Source organism: Saccharospirillum salsuginis, assembly GCF_014651855.1.
GTDB lineage: Bacteria > Pseudomonadota > Gammaproteobacteria > Pseudomonadales > Natronospirillaceae > Saccharospirillum > Saccharospirillum salsuginis.
In genome coordinates, this window is sequence record NZ_BMXR01000018.1 from 18,676 (window position 1) to 43,572 (window position 24,897).

25 protein-coding genes, 1 tRNA gene and 1 pseudogene are annotated in these 24,897 nt (G+C 57.7%); 6 read left to right on the forward strand and 21 right to left on the reverse strand.

What is annotated here, in order from left to right; translation table 11 throughout:
• Positions 1-59: 59 nt before the first annotated feature.
• The 3 genes from IE111_RS23170 to IE111_RS23180 form a co-directional block, all read right to left on the reverse strand.
• Positions 60-914, reverse strand: coding sequence for a DUF2797 domain-containing protein (locus tag IE111_RS23170; RefSeq protein ID WP_189613412.1), 855 nt, complete (start codon positions 912-914; stop codon positions 60-62).
• Entirely contained in the window at positions 911-1,180 is a 270-nt protein-coding gene (locus IE111_RS23175; protein ID WP_189613414.1) for a YeaC family protein, read from the reverse strand. Before IE111_RS23175 ends, IE111_RS23170 begins: the two co-directional genes overlap by 4 nt.
• Before the next feature lie 460 nt (positions 1,181-1,640).
• On the reverse strand, positions 1,641-2,543 hold the full coding sequence (locus IE111_RS23180) for an NAD(+) kinase (protein ID WP_189613416.1): 903 nt from the start codon (positions 2,541-2,543) through the stop codon (positions 1,641-1,643).
• A 69-nt stretch (positions 2,544-2,612) separates the two neighbouring features.
• Between IE111_RS23180 and IE111_RS23185 the strand changes: the two genes are divergently transcribed.
• From IE111_RS23185 to IE111_RS23195, 3 genes are read left to right on the forward strand one after another with little or no spacing between them, the layout of a single operon-like run.
• Complete coding sequence (locus IE111_RS23185; protein ID WP_189613418.1) at positions 2,613-3,473, forward strand: DUF1853 family protein; 861 nt, start codon at positions 2,613-2,615, stop codon at positions 3,471-3,473.
• Positions 3,466-4,338, forward strand: coding sequence for a D-hexose-6-phosphate mutarotase (locus IE111_RS23190; RefSeq protein ID WP_189613420.1), 873 nt, complete (start codon positions 3,466-3,468; stop codon positions 4,336-4,338). The genes IE111_RS23185 and IE111_RS23190 overlap by 8 nt, the downstream gene beginning before the upstream one ends.
• Positions 4,335-4,922: a DNA-J related domain-containing protein gene (locus IE111_RS23195; RefSeq protein ID WP_189613421.1), complete on the forward strand. Its 588-nt coding sequence runs from the start codon at positions 4,335-4,337 to the stop codon at positions 4,920-4,922. Before IE111_RS23190 ends, IE111_RS23195 begins: the two co-directional genes overlap by 4 nt.
• A gap of 46 nt (positions 4,923-4,968) precedes the next feature.
• Here IE111_RS23195 and nfuA read toward each other — a convergent pair whose 3' ends face one another.
• Positions 4,969-5,562, reverse strand: a complete 594-nt coding sequence (gene nfuA, locus IE111_RS23200; protein ID WP_189613423.1) for a Fe-S biogenesis protein NfuA — start codon at positions 5,560-5,562, stop codon at positions 4,969-4,971.
• A gap of 285 nt (positions 5,563-5,847) precedes the next feature.
• Between nfuA and metH the strand changes: the two are divergent.
• A pseudogene (metH, locus tag IE111_RS23210) lies at positions 5,848-9,574 on the forward strand (methionine synthase).
• 63 nt (positions 9,575-9,637) lie between these two features.
• Positions 9,638-10,960: a YihY/virulence factor BrkB family protein gene (locus IE111_RS23215; protein ID WP_189613430.1), complete on the forward strand. Its 1,323-nt coding sequence runs from the start codon at positions 9,638-9,640 to the stop codon at positions 10,958-10,960.
• On the opposite strand, the gene IE111_RS23220 is transcribed toward IE111_RS23215, so the two are convergent.
• From IE111_RS23220 to IE111_RS23260, 9 genes are all read right to left on the reverse strand, one after another.
• Positions 10,957-12,105 carry a trans-sulfuration enzyme family protein gene (locus tag IE111_RS23220; RefSeq protein WP_189613432.1) on the reverse strand — a complete coding sequence of 383 codons (1,149 nt, stop codon included), beginning with the start codon at positions 12,103-12,105 and terminating at the stop codon, positions 10,957-10,959. The two genes, IE111_RS23215 and IE111_RS23220, sit on opposite strands and share 4 nt — an antisense overlap.
• 63 nt (positions 12,106-12,168) lie before the next feature.
• The gene (locus IE111_RS23225; protein ID WP_189613434.1) at positions 12,169-12,432 is read right to left on the reverse strand and encodes a hypothetical protein; all 264 of its coding nucleotides are present in this window, start codon (positions 12,430-12,432) and stop codon (positions 12,169-12,171) included.
• Positions 12,429-12,776 carry a DUF2953 domain-containing protein gene (locus tag IE111_RS23230; RefSeq protein ID WP_189613436.1) on the reverse strand — a complete coding sequence of 116 codons (348 nt, stop codon included), beginning with the start codon at positions 12,774-12,776 and terminating at the stop codon, positions 12,429-12,431. Before IE111_RS23230 ends, IE111_RS23225 begins: the two co-directional genes overlap by 4 nt.
• A 249-nt stretch (positions 12,777-13,025) precedes the next feature.
• Entirely contained in the window at positions 13,026-13,388 is a 363-nt protein-coding gene (locus tag IE111_RS23235) for a GerW family sporulation protein (RefSeq protein WP_189613439.1), read from the reverse strand.
• Between the two features lie 231 nt (positions 13,389-13,619).
• On the reverse strand, positions 13,620-14,063 hold the full coding sequence (locus IE111_RS23240; RefSeq protein WP_189613441.1) for an FAD-binding oxidoreductase: 444 nt from the start codon (positions 14,061-14,063) through the stop codon (positions 13,620-13,622).
• Positions 14,064-14,108: 45 nt separating this feature from the next.
• Positions 14,109-15,131: a GGDEF domain-containing protein gene (locus tag IE111_RS23245; protein WP_373300970.1), complete on the reverse strand. Its 1,023-nt coding sequence runs from the start codon at positions 15,129-15,131 to the stop codon at positions 14,109-14,111.
• A gap of 91 nt (positions 15,132-15,222) precedes the next feature.
• Complete coding sequence (locus IE111_RS23250; protein ID WP_189613445.1) at positions 15,223-15,834, reverse strand: hypothetical protein; 612 nt, start codon at positions 15,832-15,834, stop codon at positions 15,223-15,225.
• A gap of 288 nt (positions 15,835-16,122) precedes the next feature.
• Positions 16,123-16,527 (reverse strand): hypothetical protein, encoded by a 405-nt coding sequence (locus IE111_RS23255; protein WP_189613447.1) that lies wholly within the window; start codon positions 16,525-16,527, stop codon positions 16,123-16,125.
• 121 nt (positions 16,528-16,648) lie between these two features.
• On the reverse strand, positions 16,649-17,677 hold the full coding sequence (locus IE111_RS23260) for a GlxA family transcriptional regulator (protein WP_189613449.1): 1,029 nt from the start codon (positions 17,675-17,677) through the stop codon (positions 16,649-16,651).
• 163 nt (positions 17,678-17,840) lie between these two features.
• On the opposite strand from IE111_RS23260, the gene IE111_RS23265 reads away from it, so the two are divergent.
• Positions 17,841-18,407 (forward strand): OsmC family protein, encoded by a 567-nt coding sequence (locus tag IE111_RS23265; RefSeq protein WP_189613451.1) that lies wholly within the window; start codon positions 17,841-17,843, stop codon positions 18,405-18,407.
• Between the two features lie 18 nt (positions 18,408-18,425).
• Here the strand turns inward: IE111_RS23265 and IE111_RS23270 are convergent, their stop codons facing one another.
• From IE111_RS23270 to IE111_RS23305, 8 genes are all read right to left on the reverse strand, one after another.
• On the reverse strand, positions 18,426-18,980 hold the full coding sequence (locus tag IE111_RS23270; protein WP_189613453.1) for a GFA family protein: 555 nt from the start codon (positions 18,978-18,980) through the stop codon (positions 18,426-18,428).
• Between the two features lie 157 nt (positions 18,981-19,137).
• Positions 19,138-19,719, reverse strand: coding sequence for a class I SAM-dependent methyltransferase (locus tag IE111_RS23275; RefSeq protein ID WP_189613455.1), 582 nt, complete (start codon positions 19,717-19,719; stop codon positions 19,138-19,140).
• 162 nt (positions 19,720-19,881) lie between these two features.
• A complete protein-coding gene (locus IE111_RS23280; protein WP_189613458.1) occupies positions 19,882-20,331 on the reverse strand; it encodes a protein tyrosine phosphatase family protein in 450 nt (149 codons plus the stop codon).
• Positions 20,332-20,545: 214 nt separating this feature from the next.
• The gene (locus IE111_RS23285) at positions 20,546-21,073 is read right to left on the reverse strand and encodes a hypothetical protein (RefSeq protein ID WP_189613460.1); all 528 of its coding nucleotides are present in this window, start codon (positions 21,071-21,073) and stop codon (positions 20,546-20,548) included.
• A gap of 267 nt (positions 21,074-21,340) precedes the next feature.
• A tRNA-Ala gene (locus tag IE111_RS23290) sits at positions 21,341-21,416 on the reverse strand.
• Between the two features lie 128 nt (positions 21,417-21,544).
• A complete protein-coding gene (gene gltX / locus IE111_RS23295; protein WP_189613462.1) occupies positions 21,545-23,038 on the reverse strand; it encodes a glutamate--tRNA ligase in 1,494 nt (497 codons plus the stop codon).
• A gap of 148 nt (positions 23,039-23,186) precedes the next feature.
• Positions 23,187-23,945, reverse strand: a complete 759-nt coding sequence (locus IE111_RS23300; RefSeq protein ID WP_189613464.1) for an SDR family oxidoreductase — start codon at positions 23,943-23,945, stop codon at positions 23,187-23,189.
• 186 nt (positions 23,946-24,131) lie between these two features.
• Entirely contained in the window at positions 24,132-24,860 is a 729-nt protein-coding gene (locus tag IE111_RS23305; RefSeq protein ID WP_189613465.1) for an HAD family hydrolase, read from the reverse strand.
• Positions 24,861-24,897: the final 37 nt, after the last annotated feature.

A 24,897-nucleotide genomic window follows, 5' to 3' on the forward strand; every position in this document is an offset into this window, starting at 1 on the left:
GACGTAGATGGTCGCCCGGTATCGGTCGCTCACGGCAGGCGGGTAGCCCGCCGCGGCGCCTAGCTCAGAATGACTTCATAGCCGGTGTGACGGCGGATATTGATCACGCCGGTGTCGAGTATCCAGTACTGCCCCTTGATGCCGAGCAGTGTGCCTTCCACGACGGGGTGTTTATCCAGATTGAGGCTGCTGACTTTCTCGGGGTAGCGTTCGACGGGAAAGGTAAACGAATGGACATCGCCATGGCTCAGCAGTTGAACAGCCTGGATGCCGTATTTTTCGATGATGTCGTTCAGTTCCGGCTCGCACTCACGGAACAAACGGTCGCGAATCGCCGGCAGGTCCAGTTCCTCGGCCGTGCCCTTGAGCATGGTGCGCCAGTTGGTTTTGTCGGCGACGTGCTGCTTGAACACGACTTCGATCAGACCGGCCAGCAGGCGCGAGGTCACCCGGGCGATGGCCATGCCCTGGGTCGCGCCCTGATCGATCCAGCGGGTCGGAATCTGTCCGCCGCGGGTGATGCCGACCTTGATGCCACTGGCGTTGGCCAGATAGACGTAATGGGATTGCATGCAGGTGGCCTCGCCCCACTCCGGCTCGCGGCAGGTCCCCTGGTCGAAGTGGCATTTCTCGGGGCTCATCATGCAGGAGTCGCACTGGGCCAGTGACATAAAGTGCTCGTAGCAGTAGCCCTGACCGAAGCTCTTGTTGGTTTCCTTGCCGCAATATACGCAGTAAATGTGGCCGGTGTATTCCAGACGGATCGGTTGACCGATACGGGCGTTCATATCGACACGTTCGTCGCCCAGCTCCAAGCGGTAGCGCACCGGCGATTCCGGCTCGACCACCATCTTGTCCAGGGTGCCACGGGCGGTCTCGGTGGTCTCGTCCGAGGCGAAGAGTTCCAGGTTCATTGCAGCGTCTCCCCATCATCCCGAAGGTGCAGAATCTGGGTATCATCGGTCTGGTTTTCAGGTTTCTCGGGCACGGGGACATACCCGATGCGCTGATCCTCCGGAATGCCCTGGCTGACTTCGTACTTCAACAGCGCCTCCAGGCAGAGGGCTTTCTGCTCACGGGTCAGGGCCACACCGTTCGGCCACTTGCCCAATTCAACCGACTCTTTCAGCCGGCTGTACATGTCCGGCGTCAAACTGGCCGCCAGTTCATCGAAATTCATTCAAACTTCCTCGGTGCAATCATTCCGGGAGTCTACCACCCCCGGATTGTAGGGCAGAAGAGGCCAAAGGCCGTTATCTGCCTGGAGGGCAAAACCCTCGTGTAAACCAAACTTGGTAGTAACTCAAGTTTCCTTGTTCGAGCTGGCCGTGAGGCAATGGCCCGCGTCGGCTACCGGGGATACCCCTGTGGGGTCGGCGTAAATCCATCCATGGAGCCTAGACCGCAGGATATGAATCCCATCCCTGGGATTCACCCTTCGGGCTCGCTTCGCTCATGCTAAAACGCTCCTGGCGTTTTAGTCCCTGCTGCGGACTACCCCACAGGGGTATCCCCGGAATCCGCCGCTAGTCAGTTCAGCGAACTCCGAAACTTGAGGTAATTAAAGCTGGCCACGCCGCCACGGCAGAAATCACTGCGCCCGATGTGTCGGACCACTTCTGCCCTACGAATAATCAGCCTCAGGACCCTTCCAGTTTGCTTCCCCAGCCCAGTTTCGTGCGGCAAATCTCATAATAGTTGTGGTCCGCAGGGTGCAACAGGTGCAACTTGTGCGGATACTGGCACACCCACAACTCGTCATTCGCCTCGATGGGCATGTGATTCTGGGCGTCACAACTGACTTGCGGCTTGGTGGCGTTCTCGGGGCCGACGTGGATGCGCAGCTGCGCATCGGCGCCGACGACCAGGGGCCGATTGTTCAAGCTGTGAGGGAACATGGGGACCAGGATCATGGTATTCAAACCCGGGTGCACCAAGGGCCCGCCCGCGGACAACGCATAGGCGGTGGAGCCGGTCGGAGTCGAGATGATCAGGCCGTCCGAGCGCTGGCTGTAGACAAACTGGTTATTGATGTACAGCTCGAATTCGATCATCCGGATCGATTGGCCCGGATGCAGCACGACATCGTTCAGCGCCCGGCCGGTCGAGATCATTTGACCGTCGCGTTTGACCTTGGCCTCGAGCAGGAAGCGATCCTCGATGACGTAGTGACCGTTCAGCACTTCCAGTACCCGGTCTTCCATCTCAAACGGCATGATGTCGGTCAGGAACCCCAATCGCCCCCGGTTAATGCCCAGCAGCGGCTTCTCGAACGGTGCCAGGTCCCGTGCCGCGCCCAGCAGAGTGCCGTCACCGCCAACGACGATGATCAGGTCGGCCCAGTCGCCGATTTCGTCCCGGCTCTTTCGATTGCAGCGCAGCCCGGGAATGGCCTCGGCAAGGGGTTCGTCGACGCTGAAAGGCCGGTCGTGCTCGGCCAGTAATTGAGTCAGGCGCTGGACGGAATGGACCACGCTGTCGCTGTCCAGTCGGCCCAGAATGCCGATCTTCTCGAATGTTTCCGGGTGTGGCGGTTTTGTCATCTATCCGGCTTCGGTTATCGTCTCGGGACAGCAAGCATACCAGAAGGCGGGGGCGTGAACGAAAACGACGTGGAACGGATCAGACGGGATCTGGACTGGTTGATGACCGCACCGTCGCTGCTCTCGAGCCCCACCCTGCGCTGGCATCCCGGCCAGGCCTGTACGCCTGCGTTGCCGGAGCGCATTCCCGCCGAACGGCTCGACACCCTGATTGCCCTGCGACACGGCCGGTTGGGTGCCTATTTCGAAGCCCTGGCCACGGCCCTGCTCGAGCATTCGCCCGATTTCACCCTTCTGGCCCGAAACCGGGTCATCCATGGCGATGGAAGAACCCTGGGTGAACTGGACCTGCTGCTGCGTGATCACCGCGCCAACCGAATCCTGCATCTGGAACTGGCGCTCAAGTTTTACCTGAAACTGGAACCGGAAGAGACAGACCCGGAGCCGGATCATCTGTGGATTGGTCCCGGCCAGCGCGACTTCCTGGCCATCAAACACGACCGCATGCTCGACCACCAGCTGCGTCTGCCCGATCTGGCTCGTCGACACAACGCCTGGCCAGCGGATCTCCCGCGTCCCGACCGGTCCGAAGCCTGGGTGACCGGCCGTCTGTTTCATCGCGAAAGAGCGGCATTCAAAACCCCCATCGTCGCGGCCGACGCTTCGATCGGCCATTGGCTGACACTCAGCGAATTCAACGCCCGCGAATTCGATGGGCACTGGATCAGCAAGGCGGATTGGTTGAGCCCGGAACTCGACAGGACGCCCGCCCCCATTAAACACCCGTTGCCGGGCCAGTTCCTCGGCGCACCCGCCGGGGATGACCGGCCGCGCCACTGGTTCATCGTGCCCGACGACTGGCCAGTCAGCGCCCGGAACCGTATGCTGGCGCGCTTTCAACCCTCTGTGGAGATTCAGCCCGGTGACTGACCACCCGACTCTGACCGAAGCATCGAACCCAGGTGGCCTGACCCGCCTGACCGTTCGCAATCAGGCCGCAACGGCCGTGTTGTACACCCAGGGCGCCCATATCACCTCTTTCGTACCCCAGGGTGGACGAGATTTGCTGTGGGTGTCCGAAGACGAGGACTACCAGGCCGGCAAAGCCATTCGTGGCGGCGCCCCGGTCTGTTGGCCCTGGTTTGGTGCCCATCCCACCGATCCCGACGCGCCCGCCCATGGACTGGTGCGGAATCGGGAGTGGCAGTGGGAAATCCTGTCGGACCAGCCGAACCAAACCCAGCTGAGACTGGCCCTGGATACAAGCGGCGATCATCCGGCTTTCCCCTATCGCGCCCGGGTTGAAATGATCGTCGGGATCGGTGCGACCCTGACCCAACGCCTGGTGACTCACAATCTCGACAACCGGGCTTTCACTGTCAGCCAGGCGCTGCATACCTACTTGCCGGTCCACACACTCGCTTCGGCCGAGGTGACGGGTCTCGCCGGGTCACCCTGTCTCGACAAGCTGACCGGCGAGCGAACCCACTGGCCGGAAGACTTCCGGTTCGACCGGGAAATCGACCGCATCATCCTCGACAACAACCGCCCGATTCGACTGACAGACGGACCGGATCGTGCCATTCTTCTGGAACGGACCGGCAGCCACTCCCTGATCGTCTGGAATCCCTGGGTCGAAAAAAGTCGCCGGCTGTCCAACTTCAGGAACGACGACTATACCCGCATGGTGTGCCTGGAAACCGCCAACGTCGACCGCGACGCCCGCACCGTCGAACCCGGCGATCATCACGAACTGAGCCTGACACTGCGAGACGACACCCCGATCCGACCATGAAGCATCTGAACCTGCCACCCCGCCTGCTCGATGCCGTCGCCGATCTGATCGGCCGTCATCCGGGTGGGCTGTCGGAATTCGAGCTGATGCAACAGCTCGACAAGCACTACCCCGATGTTTTCCCCAAACCCGACCTGCGCGACCCGTTGCTGCTGTTCCAGCACCACTTTGTGCTGATGCATATCCTGTATCGCTTACAGGACGACTGGTGGCAAGCCGGCGAAGGCGTGCTCGACATCAATGCCCTGCGCATCGTCAAACGACCGGTGGTCGAACGAGGCGAGCAACAATTGAGCGTGGATCGCTCGCTGAAAGACTACTATCTGGATTGGGATAACCTGGGCCGGGAGAACACGGACTCGGTGCAGTCATTGCTGGACGGTTTCTGGAAGCGACTGTTGGGCGATCAGCAGGCGCCCGAGGCCCTGGCGGAACTGGGACTGGATGACAACGCCGATATGCCCGCGATAAAAGCGCGCTACCGGCAGTTGGCGAGCGAACATCACCCCGACAAGGGCGGCGACCCGGAGGAGTTCCGGAGAATCCGAGAAGCCTACGAAGCGTTGGTTAATGGGTTTAAGTAGGTTGGATTAGCCCGAAGGGCGTAATCCAACACACCAACCCGCCCCATCATGCCTGATAGTAGGCGTTCTCGGTCACGGTATGGTCAGTCACGTCCCGAATACCCTTCAACTGCGGCACTTTCTCGAGCAAGGTCGCTTCCACGCCGTTCTTCAGCGTGATGTCCACGGCCGCACAGCCCTGGCACCCGCCACCGAACCGCAACACGGCGACGTTTTCGTCGGTCAACTCCTCAAGGCTGACTTCACCACCGTGCGACGCCAGACCGGGATTGATCTCGGTGAACAGAACGTAGTTGATCTGGTCTTCGAGCGGACTGTCGGCTGTCACTTTCGGCATCTTGGCGTTCGGTGCCTTGATGGTCAGTTGACCGCCCATCTTGTCCTGAGCGAAGTCGATGACGGCTTCATCCAGGTACGGCAGGCTGTTTTTTTCCAGGTAGACCCGGAACTTCGCCAGTTCCAGAATCTCATCGTTCTCTTTTTCCTCGCCCGGACGACAGTAGGCCAGGCAGGTTTCGGCGTATTTGGTACCCGGCTGGGTGACGAACATGCGTACCGCCACCCCTTCCGCGCTTTGTTTGGACAGCAGGCCGGCCAGATAGTCCTGGGCCGACTCGGTGATGTTCATTTGAATGTCCATCCACAGACTCCGTGGTCGTCTTAATATTGAATCGGCGGCATTTTAACGGAAAACCACGCCGGACTGAATACCTGAGTATTTTAGTTGGTTATACAAATGGGTCTCTCCCCGGGGAATTCAATGCCGAAGGACCAGACGCACCGAGCCAGATAACGGTATAATCACTATATCAAAAAATTTTGATATAGATTGAAATCAGAGCCATTTTACGGTTTCATAGTCAATACGTAATGAGAGGCAGCCGTGCCTGCCCGTTGTAAACGAACCCGACCACCGGACATCATTATGACCCGCTCTGTCGCAGACCAACTCCACGACATCCTCAAACGCCGCGTTATGGTGCTCGATGGCGCCATGGGCACCTCCATCCAGAGCTACCCGCTGGAGGAGGCCGATTTCCGCAAAGGCCATTTCGAGGATCATCCGCACCCGCTGAAAGGCAACAACGATCTGTTGTCCATTACCCGGCCCGACATCATCGAGGAAATCCACGATTCGTTCTTCGAAATCGGCTGCGATTTCGCCTGCACCAACGCCTTCAGCGGCACCACCATCGCCCAGGCGGACTACGGATTGGAAGCGGCGGTCTACGACATCAACTACGCCGCCGCCCAATGCGCCCGACGCAGTGCCGACCGGTGGACCGAGAAAACACCCGACCAACCCCGTTTCGTCATCGGTTGCCTGGGCCCGACCAACCGCACCGCGTCCATCTCGCCCGATGTGAACGACCCCGGCAAACGCCTGGTCAGTTTCGACGACCTGGTCGCCGCCTACAAACAGGCCGCTGAAGCCCTGCTCGACGGTGGCGTCGACGTCATCATGGTCGAGACCGTGTTCGATACGCTGAATGCCAAGGCCGCGGTCTTCGCGGTGCTGGAAATCAAAGAGGAACGCGGGCTGGATACACCGCTGATGGTCTCCGGCACCATCACCGACGCCAGCGGCCGCACCCTGTCCGGCCAGACCCCGGAAGCGTTCTGGATCTCCCTGATGCACGGCGAACTGTTCAGCATCGGCCTGAACTGCGCGCTGGGGGCGGATGAAATGCTGCCGCACATCATCGCGCTCGATAAAAACGCCAGTTGCTATGTCTCGGCCCACCCGAACGCTGGTCTGCCGAACGAGTTCGGCGAATACGATCAGACGCCGGAACAGATGGCCGAGTACGTTCGCCCCTTCCTGTCCGAAGGGCACGTCAACATCATCGGCGGTTGCTGCGGAACCACTCCTGCACACATCAAGGCGCTGAAAGAACTGGCCGACCAGTATTCCCCCCGCAACCTGCCCCACGCTGTCACGGAGGCTGCCCATGCCGGCTAATCGCCTGCCCGATATGGTTCTGAGCGGTCTCGAACCGCTGGTTGTCAACGACACTACCGGCTTCGTGAACGTCGGCGAACGCTCCAACGTTACCGGTTCGAAGAAGTTCGCCCGCCTGATCCAGGAAGAAAATTACGAAGAAGCCGTCGATGTCGCCCGCGCCCAGGTCGAGGACGGCGCCCAGATCATTGACGTCAATATGGACGATGCCATGCTCGACGGCGTCGCCGCGATGAAACGCTACCTGAACCTGTTGGCTTCCGAGCCGGATGTGGCCCGCGTGCCGTTCATGATCGACTCCTCCAAATGGGAGATCATCGAAGCGGGTCTCAAATGCGTCCAGGGCAAGGCCATCGTCAACTCGATTTCGCTGAAGGAAGGCGAGGAAGCCTTCATCAAGCAGGCCAGACGCATCAAGATGTACGGCGCGGCCGTGGTCGTTATGGCGTTCGACGAAAAAGGTCAAGCGGACACCTATGAACGCCGCATCGAGATCTGTCAGCGTTCCTACGACATCCTGGTCAACCGGGTGCATTTCCCGGCGCAGGACATCGTGTTCGACCCGAACATCTTTCCGGTCGCCACCGGCATTCCCGAACACGACAATTATTGCCTGGATTTCTTCAGGGCCACGAAATGGATCAAGGACAACCTGCCGGGTGCCAAGGTATCCGGCGGCCTGTCCAATGTGTCGTTCTCCTTCCGGGGCAACAACACCGTGCGCGAGGCGATGCATTCGGTATTCCTGTACCACGCCATTCAACACGGCATGGACATGGCTATTGTCAACGCCGGCATGCTGACCATCTACGACGACATCCCCAAAGACCTGCTCGAACACATCGAGGATGTCATCCTGAATCGTCGCTCGGATGCCGCCGAACGGCTGGTCGAATTCGCCGAATCGGTGAAGGGCCTGACCGCCACGGAAAAGGACACCGACAAGCTCAAATGGCGCGAACTGGATCTTCAGTCGCGCATTACCCATGCGCTGGTCAAAGGCATTACCGAATACATCGAGGAAGACACCGAAGAGGCGCGGCAAAAAGCCGACAAGCCCATCGAGGTGATCGAAGGCCCCCTGATGGAAGGCATGAACGTGGTCGGCGACCTGTTCGGCGCCGGCAAGATGTTCCTGCCCCAGGTGGTGAAAAGCGCGCGGGTCATGAAAAAGGCCGTGGCCTATCTGTTGCCGTATATTGAAGAGGAAAAGCGACTGTCGGGTACCGAGTCCGAGAACAACGGCGTGGTGATCATGGCGACGGTCAAGGGCGACGTGCACGACATCGGCAAGAACATCGTCGGTGTGGTGTTGTCGTGCAACAACTACGAAGTCATCGACCTCGGTGTCATGGTGCCGTCCGAAGACATTCTGGATGCAGCGGAAAAACACAACGCCGATATCATCGGCCTGTCCGGGCTGATTACGCCGTCCCTGGACGAGATGGTCACCGTGGCCCAGATGATGCAAAAACGCGGCATGACGCAACCGTTGCTGATCGGGGGTGCGACCACCTCCAAGGTGCACACGGCGGTGAAAATCGAACCGCAATACGAGTCCCCGGTCGTGCACGTGCTGGATGCCTCCAAGTCCGTCCCGGTGGTCAGTAGCCTGCTCTCCGGCGGACGCGATCATTTCGTCAACGCCCTGCTCAACGAGTATCAGGACGTGCGCGAGGCCAATGCCCGCAAACGCGGCAAGAAAGCCTTTAGTTCGCTGGAATTGGCCCGGGAAAACGCCTTCGTACCGGATTGGGACAATTACAAGCCGGTGAAGCCGACCTTCCTCGGCAAAAAGGTCTTCCGCGACTATCCGCTGGAAGAGATTCGCGAACGGTTCGACTGGACGCCCTTCTTCAAAACCTGGGAACTGCACGGCAAATACCCGCGCATTCTCAGCGACGACACCGTCGGAGAGGAAGCGACCAAGCTGTACAACGATGCCCTCGCCATGCTGGATGAGATCATCGCCAACAAGTCGCTGCGTTGCGACGGCGTCATCGGGTTCTACCCCGCCGCCGGTATCGAACGCGACGTTACCGAACTCTACGCGGACGACGATCGCACCGAGGTCATCGCCCATTTGAATCACCTGCGCCAGCAGGCCGAACGTCCGGCCGGCCGTGCCTACCGTTCCCTGGCCGACTTCGTCGCGCCGAAGACGTCAACCGCGCAGGATTATATGGGAGCGTTCGTGGTCAGTTGCCTGGGCGCCGAGGAACTGGCCAAGTCGTACGAGGCCAATCACGACGACTACAACGCCATTCTGGTCAAGGCCCTGGCCGACCGTTTCGCCGAAGCCTTCGCCGAAGTACTGCACGAGCGGGTGCGCAAGGAGTTCTGGGGCTACGCCCGAGACGAACACCTCGACAACGACGCCCTGATCGCCGAGAAATACCAGGGCATCCGTCCCGCTCCCGGGTACCCGGCCTGTCCCGAGCACAGCGAAAAAGCCACGCTGTTCGAGCTGCTGGACGCCGAAAACGAAACCGGCGCCCGTCTGACCGACAGCTTCGCCATGATGCCGGCGTCATCGGTCAGCGGCTGGTATTTCGCTCACCCCGAAGCGCGCTACTTCGGCCTGGGCAAGATCGATAAAGACCAGGTCGAGGACTACGCCGAACGCAAGGGCTGGGACCTCGAAACCGCCGAGCGCTGGTTGCGCCCGACACTCGGGTACGACGAGTAGCCTTAACACCGGGCCGGTTTCTTGTGATACTGCCGTCAGGCTTTCTCCAAGGACCGGTCCACGGTGAACTTCCTCAACGACCAACCCCTGATTCAACACGCCAAATACTGGCTCTGGCAAACCGACCCCAAGACAAAGCCCTGGTATGAGCGGGTCGCCCTGCGGCTGTGTCGGGTGCTCTACGCCGTGATTGGAGAGCTGGGAAAGGGCCAGACCAATTTGCACGCCATGAGCCTGGTGTACACCACCCTGCTCTCCATCGTGCCGTTTCTGGCGTTGAGTTTTTCGGTTCTGAAAGGCTTCGGAGTCCATAACCAGTTGGAACCGGTGCTGCGCAACCTGCTGCTGGCGCCGCTTGGCGAGCGCAGTGAGGAAATCACGGCCAACGTGATGACCTTTGTCGACAATGTCCGGGTGGGTGTCTTGGGTGCCGTGGGTCTCGGCCTTTTGGTCTATACCGTGATTTCACTGGTGCAGAAAGTCGAGCGGGCGTTCAACGAAGCCTGGCGCGTCAGTCAGGCGCGTCCATTGGCGCAACGCTTCAGCAATTACCTCTCGGTCATACTGGTCGGTCCTTTGCTGGCCTTCTCAGCTTTGGGTGCCACCGCCACGTTGATCGGTTCCGAACCGGTGACCCAGTTCATCGAGTCGGCCCCGCTCGGCTGGCTGGTCTCGGCCATCACCAGCCTGGCGCCTTACGGTTTTATCATCCTGCTGTTTACCTTCCTGTATGTATTCATACCGAACACCCGGGTGCGGGTCCGCCATGCGCTGATCGGGGGCTTCGTGGCCGGTACGATCTGGCAGTCGGTCGGTTACGTGTTCACGGTTTTCGTGGTTGGATCGGCCCGCTTTACGGCCATCTATTCGGGTTTCGCCGTGGGCGTCCTGGTACTGGTGTGGATCTATCTGGCCTGGCTGATCCTCCTGATCGGCGCCAATGTGGCCTACCACAGCCAAAACGCGGGACAGATCGTGAATCGTCGCCGCACCTCGCCCGGCGCCGAAACCGACGAGACCGTAGGCCTGATGCTGGTGTACCGGGTGTGCCAGGATTTCGATCGGGGCGAACCGTCGGACAGCCCGCAGACCCTCTCCAGCGAGCTTGGCCTGGACCCGGACATCATGGATCGCCTGATCCAAAGGCTCATCCACTACCGCATACTGGAACGGACCGAAGACAATGGATTGCGTCCGACCCGTCCCCTCGCCAAGATCACGATGTACGAGGTCCTCAAGGCGATCCGCGCCACCAAGACCTTCCCCGATTCCATGCTCCTGCCGCCGGTTCAGGACAGCATCGAGGCTCTGGACCGGGCGCTGGAAAGCACCTTTATCGGGACAACCGTGGAAACCTGGGTTCGCCCCGAGAGCGACGCAACCTAGCCGACCCGACCGAGTGCCTGATCCAGGTCTTCCCAGAGATCCTCGAACGCTTCGAGACCGACCGACAGGCGTAACAAATTGTCCGGCACGGGCGTCCCCTCCCCTTCGATGCTGGCGCGATGCTCCACCAGACTCTCGACGCCACCGAGCGATGTGGCCCGTTTCCAGACACTGAGTCGGGCGGCGGCGTCAATGGCCGCCCGAGCGCCCCCTTTGACCCGAATCGACAGCATGCCACCGAACCCGCCTTGCATCTGTTTTCGGGCCAGTTCGTGGTCGGGGAATGAGGCCAGGCCGGGATACAACACCGCTTCGACAGCCGGATGCCGTTCCAGTGCTTCAGCCAACAACAAGGCGGTCGCACTGCTGGCACACACCCGCACGTGCAGCGTTCGCATACCGCGCAGCAACATCGCCGCTTCGAACGGCCCCAGTACCGCCCCACCCTGGGCACGCTGTTTGACCAGGGCCTGCCAATGGTCGTCGGTTTTCGCCGTGACCAAAGCTCCGGCGATCAGGTCGGAATGACCGTTCAGGTATTTGGTCGCCGAATGCATCACCAGGTCCGCTCCGAGCGCCAGGGGCTGGGTCAGTACGGGTGTCGCGACGGTGGAGTCGACCGCAACCCGCGCGCCGGCTTCATGCGCCAGTCGGCTTATGGCCTGGATATCCGAGATCGACCACATCGGATTGGCCGGTGTTTCCAGCCAGACCAGTTTCGTTGTACCCGGTTGAATGGCTGCGGCCACGGCATCCGGTTCGCTCATATCGACCAGATCCAGACCGATCCGAAATTGCGCGGCGAAGCTTTTCAGCCAGTTTCGCAACGACCAGTACATCACCGTCGGCGCCACGATGTGATCACCGGGCTTCAGGGTTTGGAAAACAGCCACGGCCGCCGCCATGCCGGAAGCAAACAGGAGCGCGTCTTCGCCGCCTTCAAGTTTGGCCAATAATTGCTCGACGGGTTTATAGGTCGGGTTGTCCGGTCGGGAATAGACGTTTCCGGTCGGGTAGCTGTTGTCCGCCGCGCGTTGATAGGTCGAAGACGGATAGACCGGCGGCACCAGCGCCTGGGTGCTCTCGTCGATAGTGCCCAGGGCCTGGGCCGCCAGAGTGGCCGGGTGCAGATCGTCTTTCGCCATACCTTGAATGCTCCGAACGTGGAATTGGGGATGGCAGAATAGCACGCTCCGCGCGGTGGTCCATCAATCCCGATTCGGGTCCGGCTCAAGCCGGCTGGCCAGTTCCGGAAGCCGTTCGATCAGGGATTGCAGGCACAGCTCCCGCCCTTCGACATCCCGAGCGATCACGCCCTCCGGCCCCTGAATCACGAGGGCAACCGGGTCCAGGCTGCCATGGAACCAAAAGGCTCCCGTGTGTTCCGAGTGTTCGATCTGAAGATGCCCGATCGGAATCAGCGTCATTCCCATCGTTCGAATGGGTTGGCCGAGTTGAAGTTGACCGGTCACGATCCGCTCCTCATGGCCATGAAGGCACGAACCGTTGTGGGCGACAACAGAAAACCGAGCACCAGGCCGATCAATCGCAGCGGAACCAGGCGAATACGTCCATTGCCTTGAAGGTCCAGAACCGGATCGGAGAAATCCGGCTCAAAGTGAATTCGGGTAACCCGTGGCGAAGCCAGAATGGCTGTGACGGGGCCGACCACGGACCAGAGCCGCCCCGTGTCCGCCGGATCGCCCAGCCCCATTCGGCCCTGTATGTCCAGTTGCTGAATGTGAATAGCGCCCAACACGCGACGGGCCAGGGTCAACACCCGCCCGATGAACCCGTCGACCGACACCACCGCCATTGGAGAACCGCGACGTCGTTTCGGTTTGGGAGTCCGAGGTCTCCTGGGCGGCTTGGGCTTGTTCCGCCCCCCGGTTCCGTTATTCAAACGGAACCGGACCAGCCCGAACAGCCAGACTATCCGACTTTCGGCCGATCGGTGATTTTCCCCCAATCGCACCTGAAAACCCCACTCGAGCGGTACGGCCAACAACAGAACCATCAGCAGAAGGAGCGACAGGAGCGTCCAGACCAGAAACACGGGAAGGCCTCAGTCGGAGCTGTCGTTACCGCCCTTGCGTGCCGTCTTGCCGATAACCTCCGCCACTTTCTCAAGCACCGAAGTGGCCGCTCCCTTGATCGGCTCCATGCGCACACCGTCCTTGTCGATGATGACCAGTGCAATCGGCTTGACGCCGCCACCGCCTCCGGTACCCATGCCGGAGCCTTCACCGGCATCGCCGGATTTCATGGTGCCGGATCCACCACCGGCGCCGAATCCGAACCCTACACTGACCAGGGGAATCAGCGTGCTGCCTTCAATCGTGATCGGCTCGCCCACCACCGTTTTGGTGTTGAGCATGCGCTCGATCTCGCCCATGGATGTTTTCAGAAGATCTTCTACGTTTTGCATGACAGGCTCCGTGTATGCTTTTGCGTTCCGTTTGCATTCGACGACCAACCCCCGCCACGAGAGATAAACCCAGGGCGGGCATCGTCCATTGTAGGTCCCGTCACTGCGGCGCCATTGATGTGGGTCAAGCCGACGGATGGATGATCGACATCCAAACCCTGTCACTGAGCATACCCGGGTGGCTATCGGGAATCGCCATGCTGGAAGTCACGAAAGGATAGAGCCGAATCCTCAACGTGCGAGGTGTTCTTCCAGACGATCAATCACGCGGCGCATATCCCGCAGGCGCTGACGAACCTGATCGAGCTCCGAATCCGTCAAGGGTTCATATCCTCGCAGATACGACCAGCCATAGCCCCAGCGATAGAAGGTCGGGAAATAAGGCGAACCACCGACCCGGACTCCCGCCAGCATCAGTTCGGCGATTTCAGGTTCGCCGATATCGGCAACGCAGGCCCGCAGTTCACGGTCCGCCGACAGGCGTTCGTCATAGGTACCGCCCATCCAGTAGGCCAGATCGTGCTGGATGCAGCAGTCGAGCCACAGGGATTGCTGCCGCGGCGTACCGTCCGGAAAGGCACTGCAGCCGTCCGTGGTGAAGGGTTTCAGGGTGTCCGCCTCAACGGAACCGATCAACAGGGTCACCCAGACAGCGCTCCAGAACCCGAGCTTCATACCAGTGCCATCCTCATAATGTGTTGCGGCCCTACGGCGCCAGTGTTATCCATGATCCTCCACCCGGTTGCGGCCGCTGTTCTTGGCGATATAGAGACGGCGATCGGCGACCATGATCAGGGTTTCCAGGTCGACCCCGTCCACATTGTATTCCGAGATGCCCGCACTGAATGTCAGAGTGACTGTGTTGTTTCCGACCGGCATAGGAGTATCCAGAAACGTTTGACGGAGCCGATCGACGATCTCCTTGCCTTCGCCGGCCGACGCATTCGGCATGACCAGAGTGAATTCCTCTCCGCCCAGGCGGGCGTTCAAATCCACCTCGCGCGTGCCGTTTCGAATAATCTCCGCCGCATGCACCAGCGCCCGGTCACCAACGCCATGGCCGTAACGGTCGTTAATGCCTTTGAAATGGTCGAGGTCGATCATCGCTACCGCCACCGGTGAATCCCGGCGGTCCGCCTGGGCCCGGACGTAATCGAAATCGTCAGTCAATTTCATGCGGTTGGGCAGCCCCGTCAATGGGTCGGTTCCGGCCAATTCAATAAGCCGGGCTTCGGTTTTCTCCCGATTGCGTTCGTAGAGATGGGCGAAGACGGTAATGGTGATGCTGCTGATCAGGACATTGTAGATTCCGGCATTGTGCAGCGAAGTATAATCACCCGTGAAAAACCGCAGCTGGTAAACGATAATGTTGATCGTCACAAATGCAATCGAGAACCACTTCCCCACCCGACTGCCCAACAACAAATACAGGATAACGGGCGTGATCAGAATCCAGGAGAACATCGTATCCGACGTATTCGGTAGATACAGTGCATAGGTGATCAACAACAGCAACGGCACCAGATAGGCCAATATCCAGCGTTGCACCCTGGGTGTGGAATCGATGATTCTGTAAATTACGAACGAAAAAGCCGCATAAGCGAATTCAAGCGACCCCAACACCCAAACCCCCCGGGTAAAATTGATAACGCCATAGACGGTGGCCGCGATCATCGTGATCCAGAGCAACACCTTCATGATGTCCCTGCGGTGTCGGTGGCTATGATTGAGGGGGTGATTCATTCGGCGGTTGAAACGGCTGTTGAAGGTATGTCGAAAGAATATCAGAGATTGGGAAAGGCCAATACTGTTCGTCCTGAACCGTGGATGAACCTCAAAAGCCCATTAATCGCCTCGCGCGGGCCTGAGGCGATTCGACTTCATCCAGCTCGATATACGACTCCAACGCCTTTATCCATTTTTTATAGAGACGGGATTTGAACGTATAACCTGATCGAAACGGTATACGCTCACGATTATTGAGCACCAGAACAAGACGATAGGTGTTTCTCGTACCCTCGCTGCCTGAATCGGAGTGATTCTGATCGATATGGAAGGAGCGTATATCGTCGAAGGGAAACTCTTTTATTGTATGTTTCCAGACCGAACGAGTTTCCAATATCAAAACACGGGTCTGCTTATTGGCGGTACAGGTGATGATTCCGGGATACACCATCAGGGCCAACCCCGGAATGCCGGCCGTAAGCCACAAGGCCACGGGTGCGTCGGTATAAAAGCTGTACCCGGAGAATACCACCAGAACGAGCCCCAAAGGCCATTCGAGCAAGGGGTACTCTTTCAGAACCAGGCGATCTCCATACAGGCGCCGCCAGGGAAGAATCACCCGAACCAGAATGACGACGGCGAGTGCTGCGACCACGAACCCTGCCACGGTCCCCGCCCAGGGCGGCATGGATTGCAGCCATGCATTGAAATCCGCTGTCATAAAACTCCCTCTTCAGTAAGTGGCCGAATACGGTCCGTCTTCCCCGATACCGATGTCGCCGCGTTTTATCGACTCCTTGTGAGCCGTCTCGAGGGTGATGATAACCTAAGCGATTGGTCCTACGCCACCAGCCGCCCGGTCGACGGGCTGGTTTGTCCATCAGTACGTCCAGGGCATCCTGCAGCCAATTGTCGTAACCGATGCCGGCGTTCCGAAAGTGATCCAGCGCGCGCAATATGTCAAAGCGCCACTGACCGGGATAGGACAGGATGAGCATTTTCTGGTCAATCAGAACCTGTAGAGGTACCCCCAGTACCCGCACGGAATAACGGTTTCTCTCTCCAGATTACCCAACTCGTCTCGCCATGGATGGGCCAAGCCCAATTCGACAAAAAAACCTTTGTAATTGATGCTGTAGGCTACGCCGGTGGACGCATATCGATAGTCCGCTCCCGGGTCACTGCCCGCCACCCAGCTCGTCAACAGGTTAATGCCATGCTGTATGTTGTTGGCGTCCCAGAGTGCATAGCCAAGATTCACATGGTACTCGTAATGACCCTCGTTCCAGTGCATCCCGGATACGCGAAGCCCTGTTCGTCCCCACCAGTAACCGATGCTGGGTTTGACGAGACTGGACACCAGAATTCCGACTTCCGCACGCGAACGGTAGACTGAATCATCGGCAGTGGCCATCGTCAGCGATTCTCCTGCTACAACCAGGCCGACTAGCAGTAGAGATCGGGCAACCGTTTTGGCTGCGACTGGAGCGTTCATTATTTACTCTCCTTAGTAACCCGGCCTGAGTTGCCAGAATTTAGCCCGGAAGGGACGATCCTTCCAGCAAAGGGCGAAACAATCGCCTGTATTCGCCAGGAGTCAGCCCTGTCAGACGTTTGAACAACCGCCGGAAAAACGATACATCTTCGTAGCCCGCCGCCAAACTGACTTCCTCCACCGACAAACTGCCATGCTCCAGGGCTCGCTTGGCTTCCTCGATTCGAACATTCTGAAGGTATTCGATCAAAGAAGAACCAGTGGCAGCCTTGAATCGCCGTTTGAGCGTTCTTTCCGTCAGTGACGACGCATCGACCAACCGCGCAATGGCGGATGGATCCCGGTAGTTTTCCTTCAACCACTCCTCACACTTACGTATCGCTGAGTCCGCATGATGCGTGCGCTTGACCAACCCGGCGAACGGAAGCTGCCCCTCACCATGCCATTTCAGCAAGTACACTTTGGCAATGCGTAGTGCCTCGCCTATGCCGACATAGCGGGCAATGATATGAAGCGCCAGATCGTGCCAGGATGTGGTTCCGCCCGCCGTGACCACCCGACCGGAGGGATGGGCATAAACAAGATTGGTTTCAGGCCGAAAACGCACCTTGGGGTATCGGGTACGGAACAATTCCTCATAACCCCAGTGAGATGTGGCCTCACAGTTATCCAGTATTCCGGTTTCGGCCAACAATACCGACCCCGAACAGGCTGAATACAGGGCCATTCCCGACTGATGACACCGTTTGATCCAGTCCATCAGCGCGTCATACCGCCCCCCGATGTCTTCGACCGGACCCAGCCAGATCTCCGGCAGGATCAACAGATCCGCTTCGGGGTTTTCCTCAATGGTACAGGCGGGTTCGACCGGTATACCGTGCCCGCAATGAAAGGGCCCGGGTCGAATGGACACTATGCGGACATCGAAAGGGCGGTCCGGCACGGCGTCCCCCATCAGCGACTGCCAGAGATTACCGGTCGCCATCAAAACATCCACCATACCGTATAGAGCCGAACCGGCCGTTTCTGGCAAGGCCAGGATCAGCACTTTGATGCGTTTTGGCCCCATGGGAAGCCCTCACTCAAATTAGTGGCACGAATGCCCTTATTTTGTCAAAAACCCATCTAACCGCAAGCATCCGGGACACTTATTGTATGCACCCGGCGCCAGACAGGCCGCCGACCCGACCTACGGGAAGACTCACTAAACGACACTGAAAGGTAAAAAACGCATGAACACACAAGCACACCTCCCAACCCGCAATGGCCTCGACCTGGTGATGATGACCAAGACGGTGGAAGCCCTGCAAAACGACCCCGCACTCGCCCAGTTTGAATTCCGGGCCAGCAACCAATGGGTCAATGGCGGTGAAAACCGGTCGACTATCCGCGGTTTCTTCGGTGCCGGCACCGAAGACGACTCGCGGACGGAGGATTTCACCTTCACCAACGGAGAACCTCCGGTCCTTCTGGGCAATAACGAAGGGGCTAATCCGGTCGAATTTCTACTGCATGCCCTGGCCGGCTGTGTAACCACCACGACCGTACTGCATGCAGCCGCCCGCGGTATTAACATCCGGAAGCTGTCGACCAGATTGTCCGGGAACATCAATCTGGAAGGGTTGTTGGCTTTGAACGACGAGGCCCAAGTCGGCTACGAGAGCATCCGCATTGTGATGGACATTGACGCCGATTGCAGCGACGAGGAACTGGATGACCTGCTGAATTTCGCCAAGGATCATTCGCCCGTCTGCAACACCGTGTGCCGACCGGTACCGGTCATGCTCGAACGAGCGTGATGGCCGACCTCGGGGCGATCATCGCCCCGATTCCTTCCTGTTCAGAGCCCCCTGTACGTAGTCAATCTTCGGAGCCCGAAACCCTATGGCTGCCCATGCGAACAGAAGCCTGGCCATAAAAGACAGGTTGTGGGTCTGTGGGTTCGGCACATCATCCGGAAGATCAACGCCTTCAGGCCGATCGCGGGTCATGGTTCGAAGATCCAGCGCCGGCAAACTTCCGGCTGGCCACAGGTTGCCATAGAGGCTCAACCAATGACCCTTTGCGAATTCCAGGAATATGGGCGTATTGCAGCAAACCGCCACCACCCGGCGTGTCGGGGATTGGGGAGTCAGCCGGTGTTCGCGCAGTCTATCCCGCCCCTGGGTACATTGGACGCGATCTTTGCGATACAGCACAAAGCGCGTGGCGCGATGGCGATCCAATAGAGGTTTCGCACCGGGCAACGCCTGCAACTGGGCTCCGGCCTCCTGGCAATCGGCACACAGGCACTCTGTGCTGACAATGGGGTTGTTTTGAATATCCAAAGTTACCTGGCCACAGTCGCAGGTCAGGGTTTTAGATTGAGTCATAGTCGATTCCTTCAATTCGTGGATGGCTCATCAGGCAATACAGCACGTAATACCTCTCCAATCAAAGGACTGATCTGAAGAAGGTACACCACAATTGTCGAATTCGGCGGACCGTTTTCGACAGGTCCAATCATAGATTTTGAGTACCAACCGAAATTCATCCACCCCAGTTCCGGTCAATCGCGCTGGAACACAGCACAGCCCCAACCTCCCAAACGAGTTTCTCCTTGTCGTAGCGATCAATAGATTGTTCCTTAAGATCCATTATTTGCCAATTATCAGAAAACAATCTTGTGATGTCAGATAAATCAAAGAACCTTTTTGGAACACCATTTACGTTGTAAAAATGGGTGTCGATCTCCGGATAGCCATAAGCTCCATAGTTCACGTCATTGGTGGAGTTCAAGCGACAAATAAGCAATCCCGACCTCTTCAGTACTCTTGATATTTCATTCACTGCACCTTCGGTGACCTGCCAATTAAAATAGTGAAGACACAAACTCGCCACAACCACATCAAACTGAGCCGTTTTAAATGGCAGGGGTTTGCTATGATCCACAACAACAGTATTTGGATGTACAATCCCTTTGAATCTGGGGTTTAAATCACAGGCGATTAGAATTGCTGAATAATCGGCTAGAATAGCCGTATCCATACCTTCGCCACAACCGAGCTCCAGAACGATCTTATTTTCTAGTTCAGGAAGCCACCGATTCAGCCAATCGCCATCTGATTTCATAGATTCAATAAATTCTCCGTGCCATACATCCCTTTTTCTCCTACGACGAGCAACTCCAATTCGCCAAGAGAAGATCGTAGAATCGCATAGAAACACCTTACTTTATCAGATCAAAACCCTAGACAACCCGCAATGACAGTTTAGTTTAGCATCAACATGTAATCATGATAGACCTAATTCACGAGAAGACCATGACATGAGATTTTTCCATGCAGGCTCCAAATCCCAATGGTCAAACATAATTGACCGTGACTTGACCTCGCTCTTCCTCTCTATCTTGGATAAATAATGATACATAAAAGCCGATACGCGAAAATTCATGATGCAATGAATAAATACTCTCTGATCTTTCAAAGCCGACAGCACTTTACAAAATGTACGTACCTGCTCTTTCGTCGGCGAGTCGAACTTTACCGGTATGTGTATATAACCAAGCCCTAGTTCAGAAATCAGCTTGTCTTCTTCCTGGACCGCATCGGGATGGTTTGGCATTCCAAGGTTTATTATGTACTGGTATCCCGCATCAGCAATTACCTCAAACTGGTCTGCCCTTGGCTGTCCGGCCGTCGCAATATTTTCAGTTAATTGAACATAGTTTCTTATCGCTTCCATGTTCTAACCATACTCCCATATATTTAGTTGAATGAATTCCCAACAAAGCTCACGTAAAATCGGCCAACAATATCTGCTATACAACGTTAAGTACCACAATGTTCTGCGAAACTAATTTTCCACCTCGTTACAGTTCGTCTGTCTCGTCGAAATCACTTTATTTAATAGCATCCATAAACTGAACATCATGTTCGCCGGTCTCATTTGAAGCGTGTCAGACGTCTGACTTCCTGAACATTCCGATTACAGAACGCCTCCAATAAAAACCCAAGATGATCGATAACACAGTAAACGAAATCGCACTCATCGCACAAGCAGCACGCACACGATGGGCCAGACTCAACAACTCCCTTCCCTCCTTCATTTCCAACGCACCGGCTTGAACTTTTCTCTCTCCAGCGTCAACCGCCCTTTCCCCTTCGGCAACTGTCTTGTCACCTTCGGCAATCTCCTCTCTGCCCTCCTCAAACCCTTTCCCACTTTGCAAAAGCTCATCCATAAACACCAAAAAGACATTGCTTCTGGCTTGTTCATACTCTTTCTTTCCATCAGACAGGTCTTTCTTGCCGGCATCCAATTTAGTCTGGCCTTCCTCCAGTGCGGACTGCCCCTTTTCAAGATCCTTCTGACCAGCCGACAATTGCTCTTTCCCAATGGCGATTTTCTCGGAAATAAAGAGATACCGCGCCCCCGAAACAAGAGCCAGGCTAATGGTCAGTAGCAATACGAGCACCTTGATCATGATGCGTCCACCCGCGACAAATCGGCCGTTAATTCGACATTGAACGTCACGCCTTATTCGGCCCTGGCGTGTAATCAACCAGGATCTTCTCTTAGCGGTGTAATGGATCCTGGGTTTATGTGCAAGTTTCGGAGTCGGCGGTGGGCCAGATCATTGCTCGTGTTGGGGATTGCGCTTCTTAAGGGTAATCCCACGGCAAGCAGGAAAAAGGAGAAAAATGAAGGAGTTAGAACGAAAAAACCGGCCAATAGGCCGGTTTTTGGAATTTGGTGGAGCTATGCGGGATCGAACCGCAGACCTCCTGCATGCCATGCAGGCGCTCTCCCAGCTGAGCTATAGCCCCATATCGGGTCTGTCTTTTGGGCTTACCCCGAAAGACGAAGCGCATAGTACGGGGCAATGGCCGGGGTGTCAAGCGGTTTTTCTCTTTTAATTCAACGACTTGGCACCCGGGTGAGCTATCCCCTGCCCTCAGTCCATGAAGGCGGCGATCTGCTGGAATTCTTTCTCCAGGCTCTTGAGCTTTTTCTTGCCCAGACCGCCCAGCACCTCGATGGCGTGACGGATGCGTCCGCGGGTCATGTCCGGGCCGAGGATAGCCATGGCGTCCAGTACGGAGACGGAAGCCGGCTGGCCGGTAATGGCAATGAACAGCGGGGCCATGATGTCGCGCATCTTGTGGCCCAGGTGGTCGCCGACCGCTTTAACATCGGCCATGACGTTATCCTTGTTCCAGTGGCGCTGGGTTTCCAGCTTCCAGAGGATCAACTGCAGCGTCTTTTTCAGCTCATCCTCATCCAGCTTGACGGGTTCGAAGCTGGCGGCGTTGATGCTGGGCAGCCCCTGGAAAAACATCATGGCCAGCGGCGCGGCGTCGCTCAAGCGTTCGATACGCTGTTGCACCATGGGCAGGAACCGGTCGACGTACTCGCGGTTGTATTTCCAGGCCATCATCCGGTCCATCAGTTGTTCCGGGGTGTGGTCTTCGCGAATGTAGCGCCCGTTCAGCCAATCGAGTTTCTCCGGGTCGAAGACGGGGCCGCCCAGGGAGACGCGTTTGACGTCGAAATTGTCGATCATTTCCCGCTGGGTGAACTTTTCTTCGCCGCTGGGCATCGTCCAGCCCATCATGCCGAGGAAGTTCAGCAGCGCCTCGGGCAGGATGCCGAGCGCGTGGTAATAATCGATGGAGGTCGGGTTCTTGCGCTTGCTCAGTTTGGATTTGTCGGCGTTGCGCAGCAGCGGCAAGTGACAGAACACCGGCGGCTCCCAGCCGAAGTATTGGTACAGCAACAATTGTTTGGGGGTGGAGGATATCCACTCCTCCCCGCGCAGAATGTGGCTGATCTCCATCAGGTGGTCGTCCACCACACACGCCAAGTGATAGGTGGGCATGCCGTCGCTCTTGAGCAGCACCTGCATGTCGATCTGTTTCCAGTCGATCTCGATGGTGCCACGCAGCTCGTCTTCGAGCTCACAGATGCCCTCTTCCGGCACCTTCATGCGGATGACGGAGGCTTCTCCGTCCGCCAGGCGACGGTTCACTTCGTCCTCGGAAAGGTGCATGCAGTGGCCGTCGTAGCCGGCCAGGCCTTGCGCCTGACGCTCTTTGCGCATTTCGTCCAGGCGTTCGGCCGTGCAGAAGCAGTGGAAGGCGTGGCCGTCCTGAATCAGCCTGTGTGCATGCTCCTGATAGATGGACTGGCGCTCGCTCTGGCGGTAAGGGCCGTGCGGGCCGCCGCAGTCGGGGCCTTCGTCCCAGTCGAGGCCGAGCCATTTCAGGGACTTGAGAATGGCGGCTTCGGACTCGGGGGTGGACCGGGTGCGGTCGGTGTCTTCAATTCGCAGGATGAACTCGCCGCCCTGGCTCTTGGCAAAAGCCCGGTTGAACAAGGCGATATAGGCGGTGCCGACGTGCGGATCCCCGGTCGGTGACGGGGCGATACGGGTGCGAATCTTGGTCATGGCCGATGCGTCTTCCATCTACTCTGGGAAAAAGGCCGGCAGTATAGCCGGTTGAGCGGCTGTGCAAAAGCCGCCCAAGGCTCGATCGGCCATGAGCCACCCCTCTATCGGGTACTCGCCGTCACGGATCGGTTTAGGACAGCGCCCGCTATCGACCGCCGGCTACATCGAGAAAGGCTCCGCTGACATAACCGGCGTCATCCGAGAGCAGCCAGGCGATACTGGCGGTAACTTCCTCGGGACGGCCGCCGCGTTTCATCGGCACGCCTTTTTCAACGCGTCTGATCCTGTCCGGCTCGCCGCCGTCGGCGTGGATTTCGGTATCGATGATACCGGGACGAACGGTGTTGACGCGAATCCCTTCTTCCGCCACTTCGATGGCAAGTCCACGAGTCAGAGCGTCCATGGCCGCCTTGGAAGCCGCGTAATCGACGTATTCGTTGGGCGACCCCAGTCGAGCCGCGGCCGAAGAAACATTGACGATTGCCCCACCCGGCCCGCCGTGCCGGGTCGACATTCGTCTGACCGCTTCACGGCAGCACAGGAAGGCACTGGTCACGTTTGTCGTGAACATCCGATTCAGACGTTCGGCGGACATGTCTTCGACGCGCATTTGAGTCTGAACAATGCCGACATTGTTGACCAGAGCGGTCAAACCGCCAAAACGGTCATCAACTTCGCGAAACAGTCTCTCCACATCAGCCTCCAGGGAGACATCGGCCTGAACCAGCAGGACCTCCGATCCCAGTTCGGTCAGCTCCCGACAGAGCGCCTCGGCCGGCTCACTCCGTTGGCGGAAATTCAAGCACAAACGGTAGCCCTGCCCGGCCAGATGACGGGCTGTGGCCGCACCGATGCCCCGGCCGGCGCCGGTGATCAGGGCGGTGGGTGAAACGCGCGTGGTCATGTAATCAATCCTTCATGGACGTAAAGTCGCGCCCATTTAACCCGCTTCGTAGCACCATGCCAAGCTCAACGGTTCATCATCGCCAGGCCTCTGGCAGGGAATCAATGCGCTATCCAGGCCTTGCCTATACCGAATTCACGAGGCTTCCCACCCAGTCCTTCCAATTAAACTGGGTTAACCAATTCGCTATTTCATGGCGGCGGGCACAGTTTCATTCACCAACAGTGCCGGCACTTCATCCAATCGACGGATCATCCGCTCCGGTGTGTCCAGTTCATCCGGCCAGGTGTGAAACCCGTGAAGCCAAATAGCGGTTAGCCCGGCATCGCGTGCGCCGAGGTAGTCATTGCGAGGATGATCGCCAACGTAAACACACTCTTCCGGCCGCCATCCCGCTTCTTCAAGCGCCAGGTGAAACAACCGGGCATCGGGTTTCTTGATGCCGACCCCACCCGAGGCGACCAACTGTTCGATGTCGCCCTTGAACGGCATGGCTTCCAACGTGGATTCCCGACTTTCCTGACGACCGTTGGATATGATGCCGACGAAATAGCCGTTGGCTTTCAAATGTTTGATCACATCTTCGGCACCCGGCATGGGTACGGACTGTTTGGGCAGATGTTCACACCAATGGTCCACGATGGCGCCGGGATCAACCGTCACTTTCCAGGTCAGTTCTTCTGACAACGCATGAGCAACCATTTCCATCACCGTAGGGTAAGGGGCATCGTCAGGCCTGTAGCCACCGTTGTCTGCCGCAGTCACGGTCGCCAATACCTTATCCGACGACACCGGTTCGAGTGCCGAGTCGAACTCGGTCATAAAACGCCGACAGTATTGCTGAATGCTTTGCTGTCGGTGGACCAGGGTATTGTCCAGATCAAAGTAGATGGCTTTGATGGAAGATGGATCCATTGTTGGAGTATTCCTTTTCATGACGTTGGAAGCTGAA

Coding starts and splice junctions, on each gene's coding strand:
- IE111_RS23170 (WP_189613412.1), bottom strand. CDS start 914: ATGAACCTGGAACTCTTCGCCTCGGACGAGACCACCGAGACCGCCCGT.
- IE111_RS23175 (WP_189613414.1), bottom strand. CDS start 1,180: ATGAATTTCGATGAACTGGCGGCCAGTTTGACGCCGGACATGTACAGC.
- IE111_RS23180 (WP_189613416.1), bottom strand. CDS start 2,543: ATGACAAAACCGCCACACCCGGAAACATTCGAGAAGATCGGCATTCTG.
- IE111_RS23195 (WP_189613421.1), top strand. CDS start 4,335: ATGAAGCATCTGAACCTGCCACCCCGCCTGCTCGATGCCGTCGCCGAT.
- nfuA (WP_189613423.1), bottom strand. CDS start 5,562: ATGGACATTCAAATGAACATCACCGAGTCGGCCCAGGACTATCTGGCC.
- IE111_RS23220 (WP_189613432.1), bottom strand. CDS start 12,105: ATGGCGAAAGACGATCTGCACCCGGCCACTCTGGCGGCCCAGGCCCTG.
- IE111_RS23230 (WP_189613436.1), bottom strand. CDS start 12,776: ATGGCGGTGGTGTCGGTCGACGGGTTCATCGGGCGGGTGTTGACCCTG.
- IE111_RS23235 (WP_189613439.1), bottom strand. CDS start 13,388: ATGCAAAACGTAGAAGATCTTCTGAAAACATCCATGGGCGAGATCGAG.
- IE111_RS23240 (WP_189613441.1), bottom strand. CDS start 14,063: ATGAAGCTCGGGTTCTGGAGCGCTGTCTGGGTGACCCTGTTGATCGGT.
- IE111_RS23245 (WP_373300970.1), bottom strand. CDS start 15,131: ATGAATCACCCCCTCAATCATAGCCACCGACACCGCAGGGACATCATG.
- IE111_RS23250 (WP_189613445.1), bottom strand. CDS start 15,834: ATGACAGCGGATTTCAATGCATGGCTGCAATCCATGCCGCCCTGGGCG.
- IE111_RS23255 (WP_189613447.1), bottom strand. CDS start 16,527: ATGGCCACTGCCGATGATTCAGTCTACCGTTCGCGTGCGGAAGTCGGA.
- IE111_RS23260 (WP_189613449.1), bottom strand. CDS start 17,677: ATGGGGCCAAAACGCATCAAAGTGCTGATCCTGGCCTTGCCAGAAACG.
- IE111_RS23265 (WP_189613451.1), top strand. CDS start 17,841: ATGAACACACAAGCACACCTCCCAACCCGCAATGGCCTCGACCTGGTG.
- IE111_RS23270 (WP_189613453.1), bottom strand. CDS start 18,980: ATGACTCAATCTAAAACCCTGACCTGCGACTGTGGCCAGGTAACTTTG.
- IE111_RS23275 (WP_189613455.1), bottom strand. CDS start 19,719: ATGAAATCAGATGGCGATTGGCTGAATCGGTGGCTTCCTGAACTAGAA.
- IE111_RS23280 (WP_189613458.1), bottom strand. CDS start 20,331: ATGGAAGCGATAAGAAACTATGTTCAATTAACTGAAAATATTGCGACG.
- IE111_RS23285 (WP_189613460.1), bottom strand. CDS start 21,073: ATGATCAAGGTGCTCGTATTGCTACTGACCATTAGCCTGGCTCTTGTT.
- gltX (WP_189613462.1), bottom strand. CDS start 23,038: ATGACCAAGATTCGCACCCGTATCGCCCCGTCACCGACCGGGGATCCG.
- IE111_RS23300 (WP_189613464.1), bottom strand. CDS start 23,945: ATGACCACGCGCGTTTCACCCACCGCCCTGATCACCGGCGCCGGCCGG.
- IE111_RS23305 (WP_189613465.1), bottom strand. CDS start 24,860: ATGGATCCATCTTCCATCAAAGCCATCTACTTTGATCTGGACAATACC.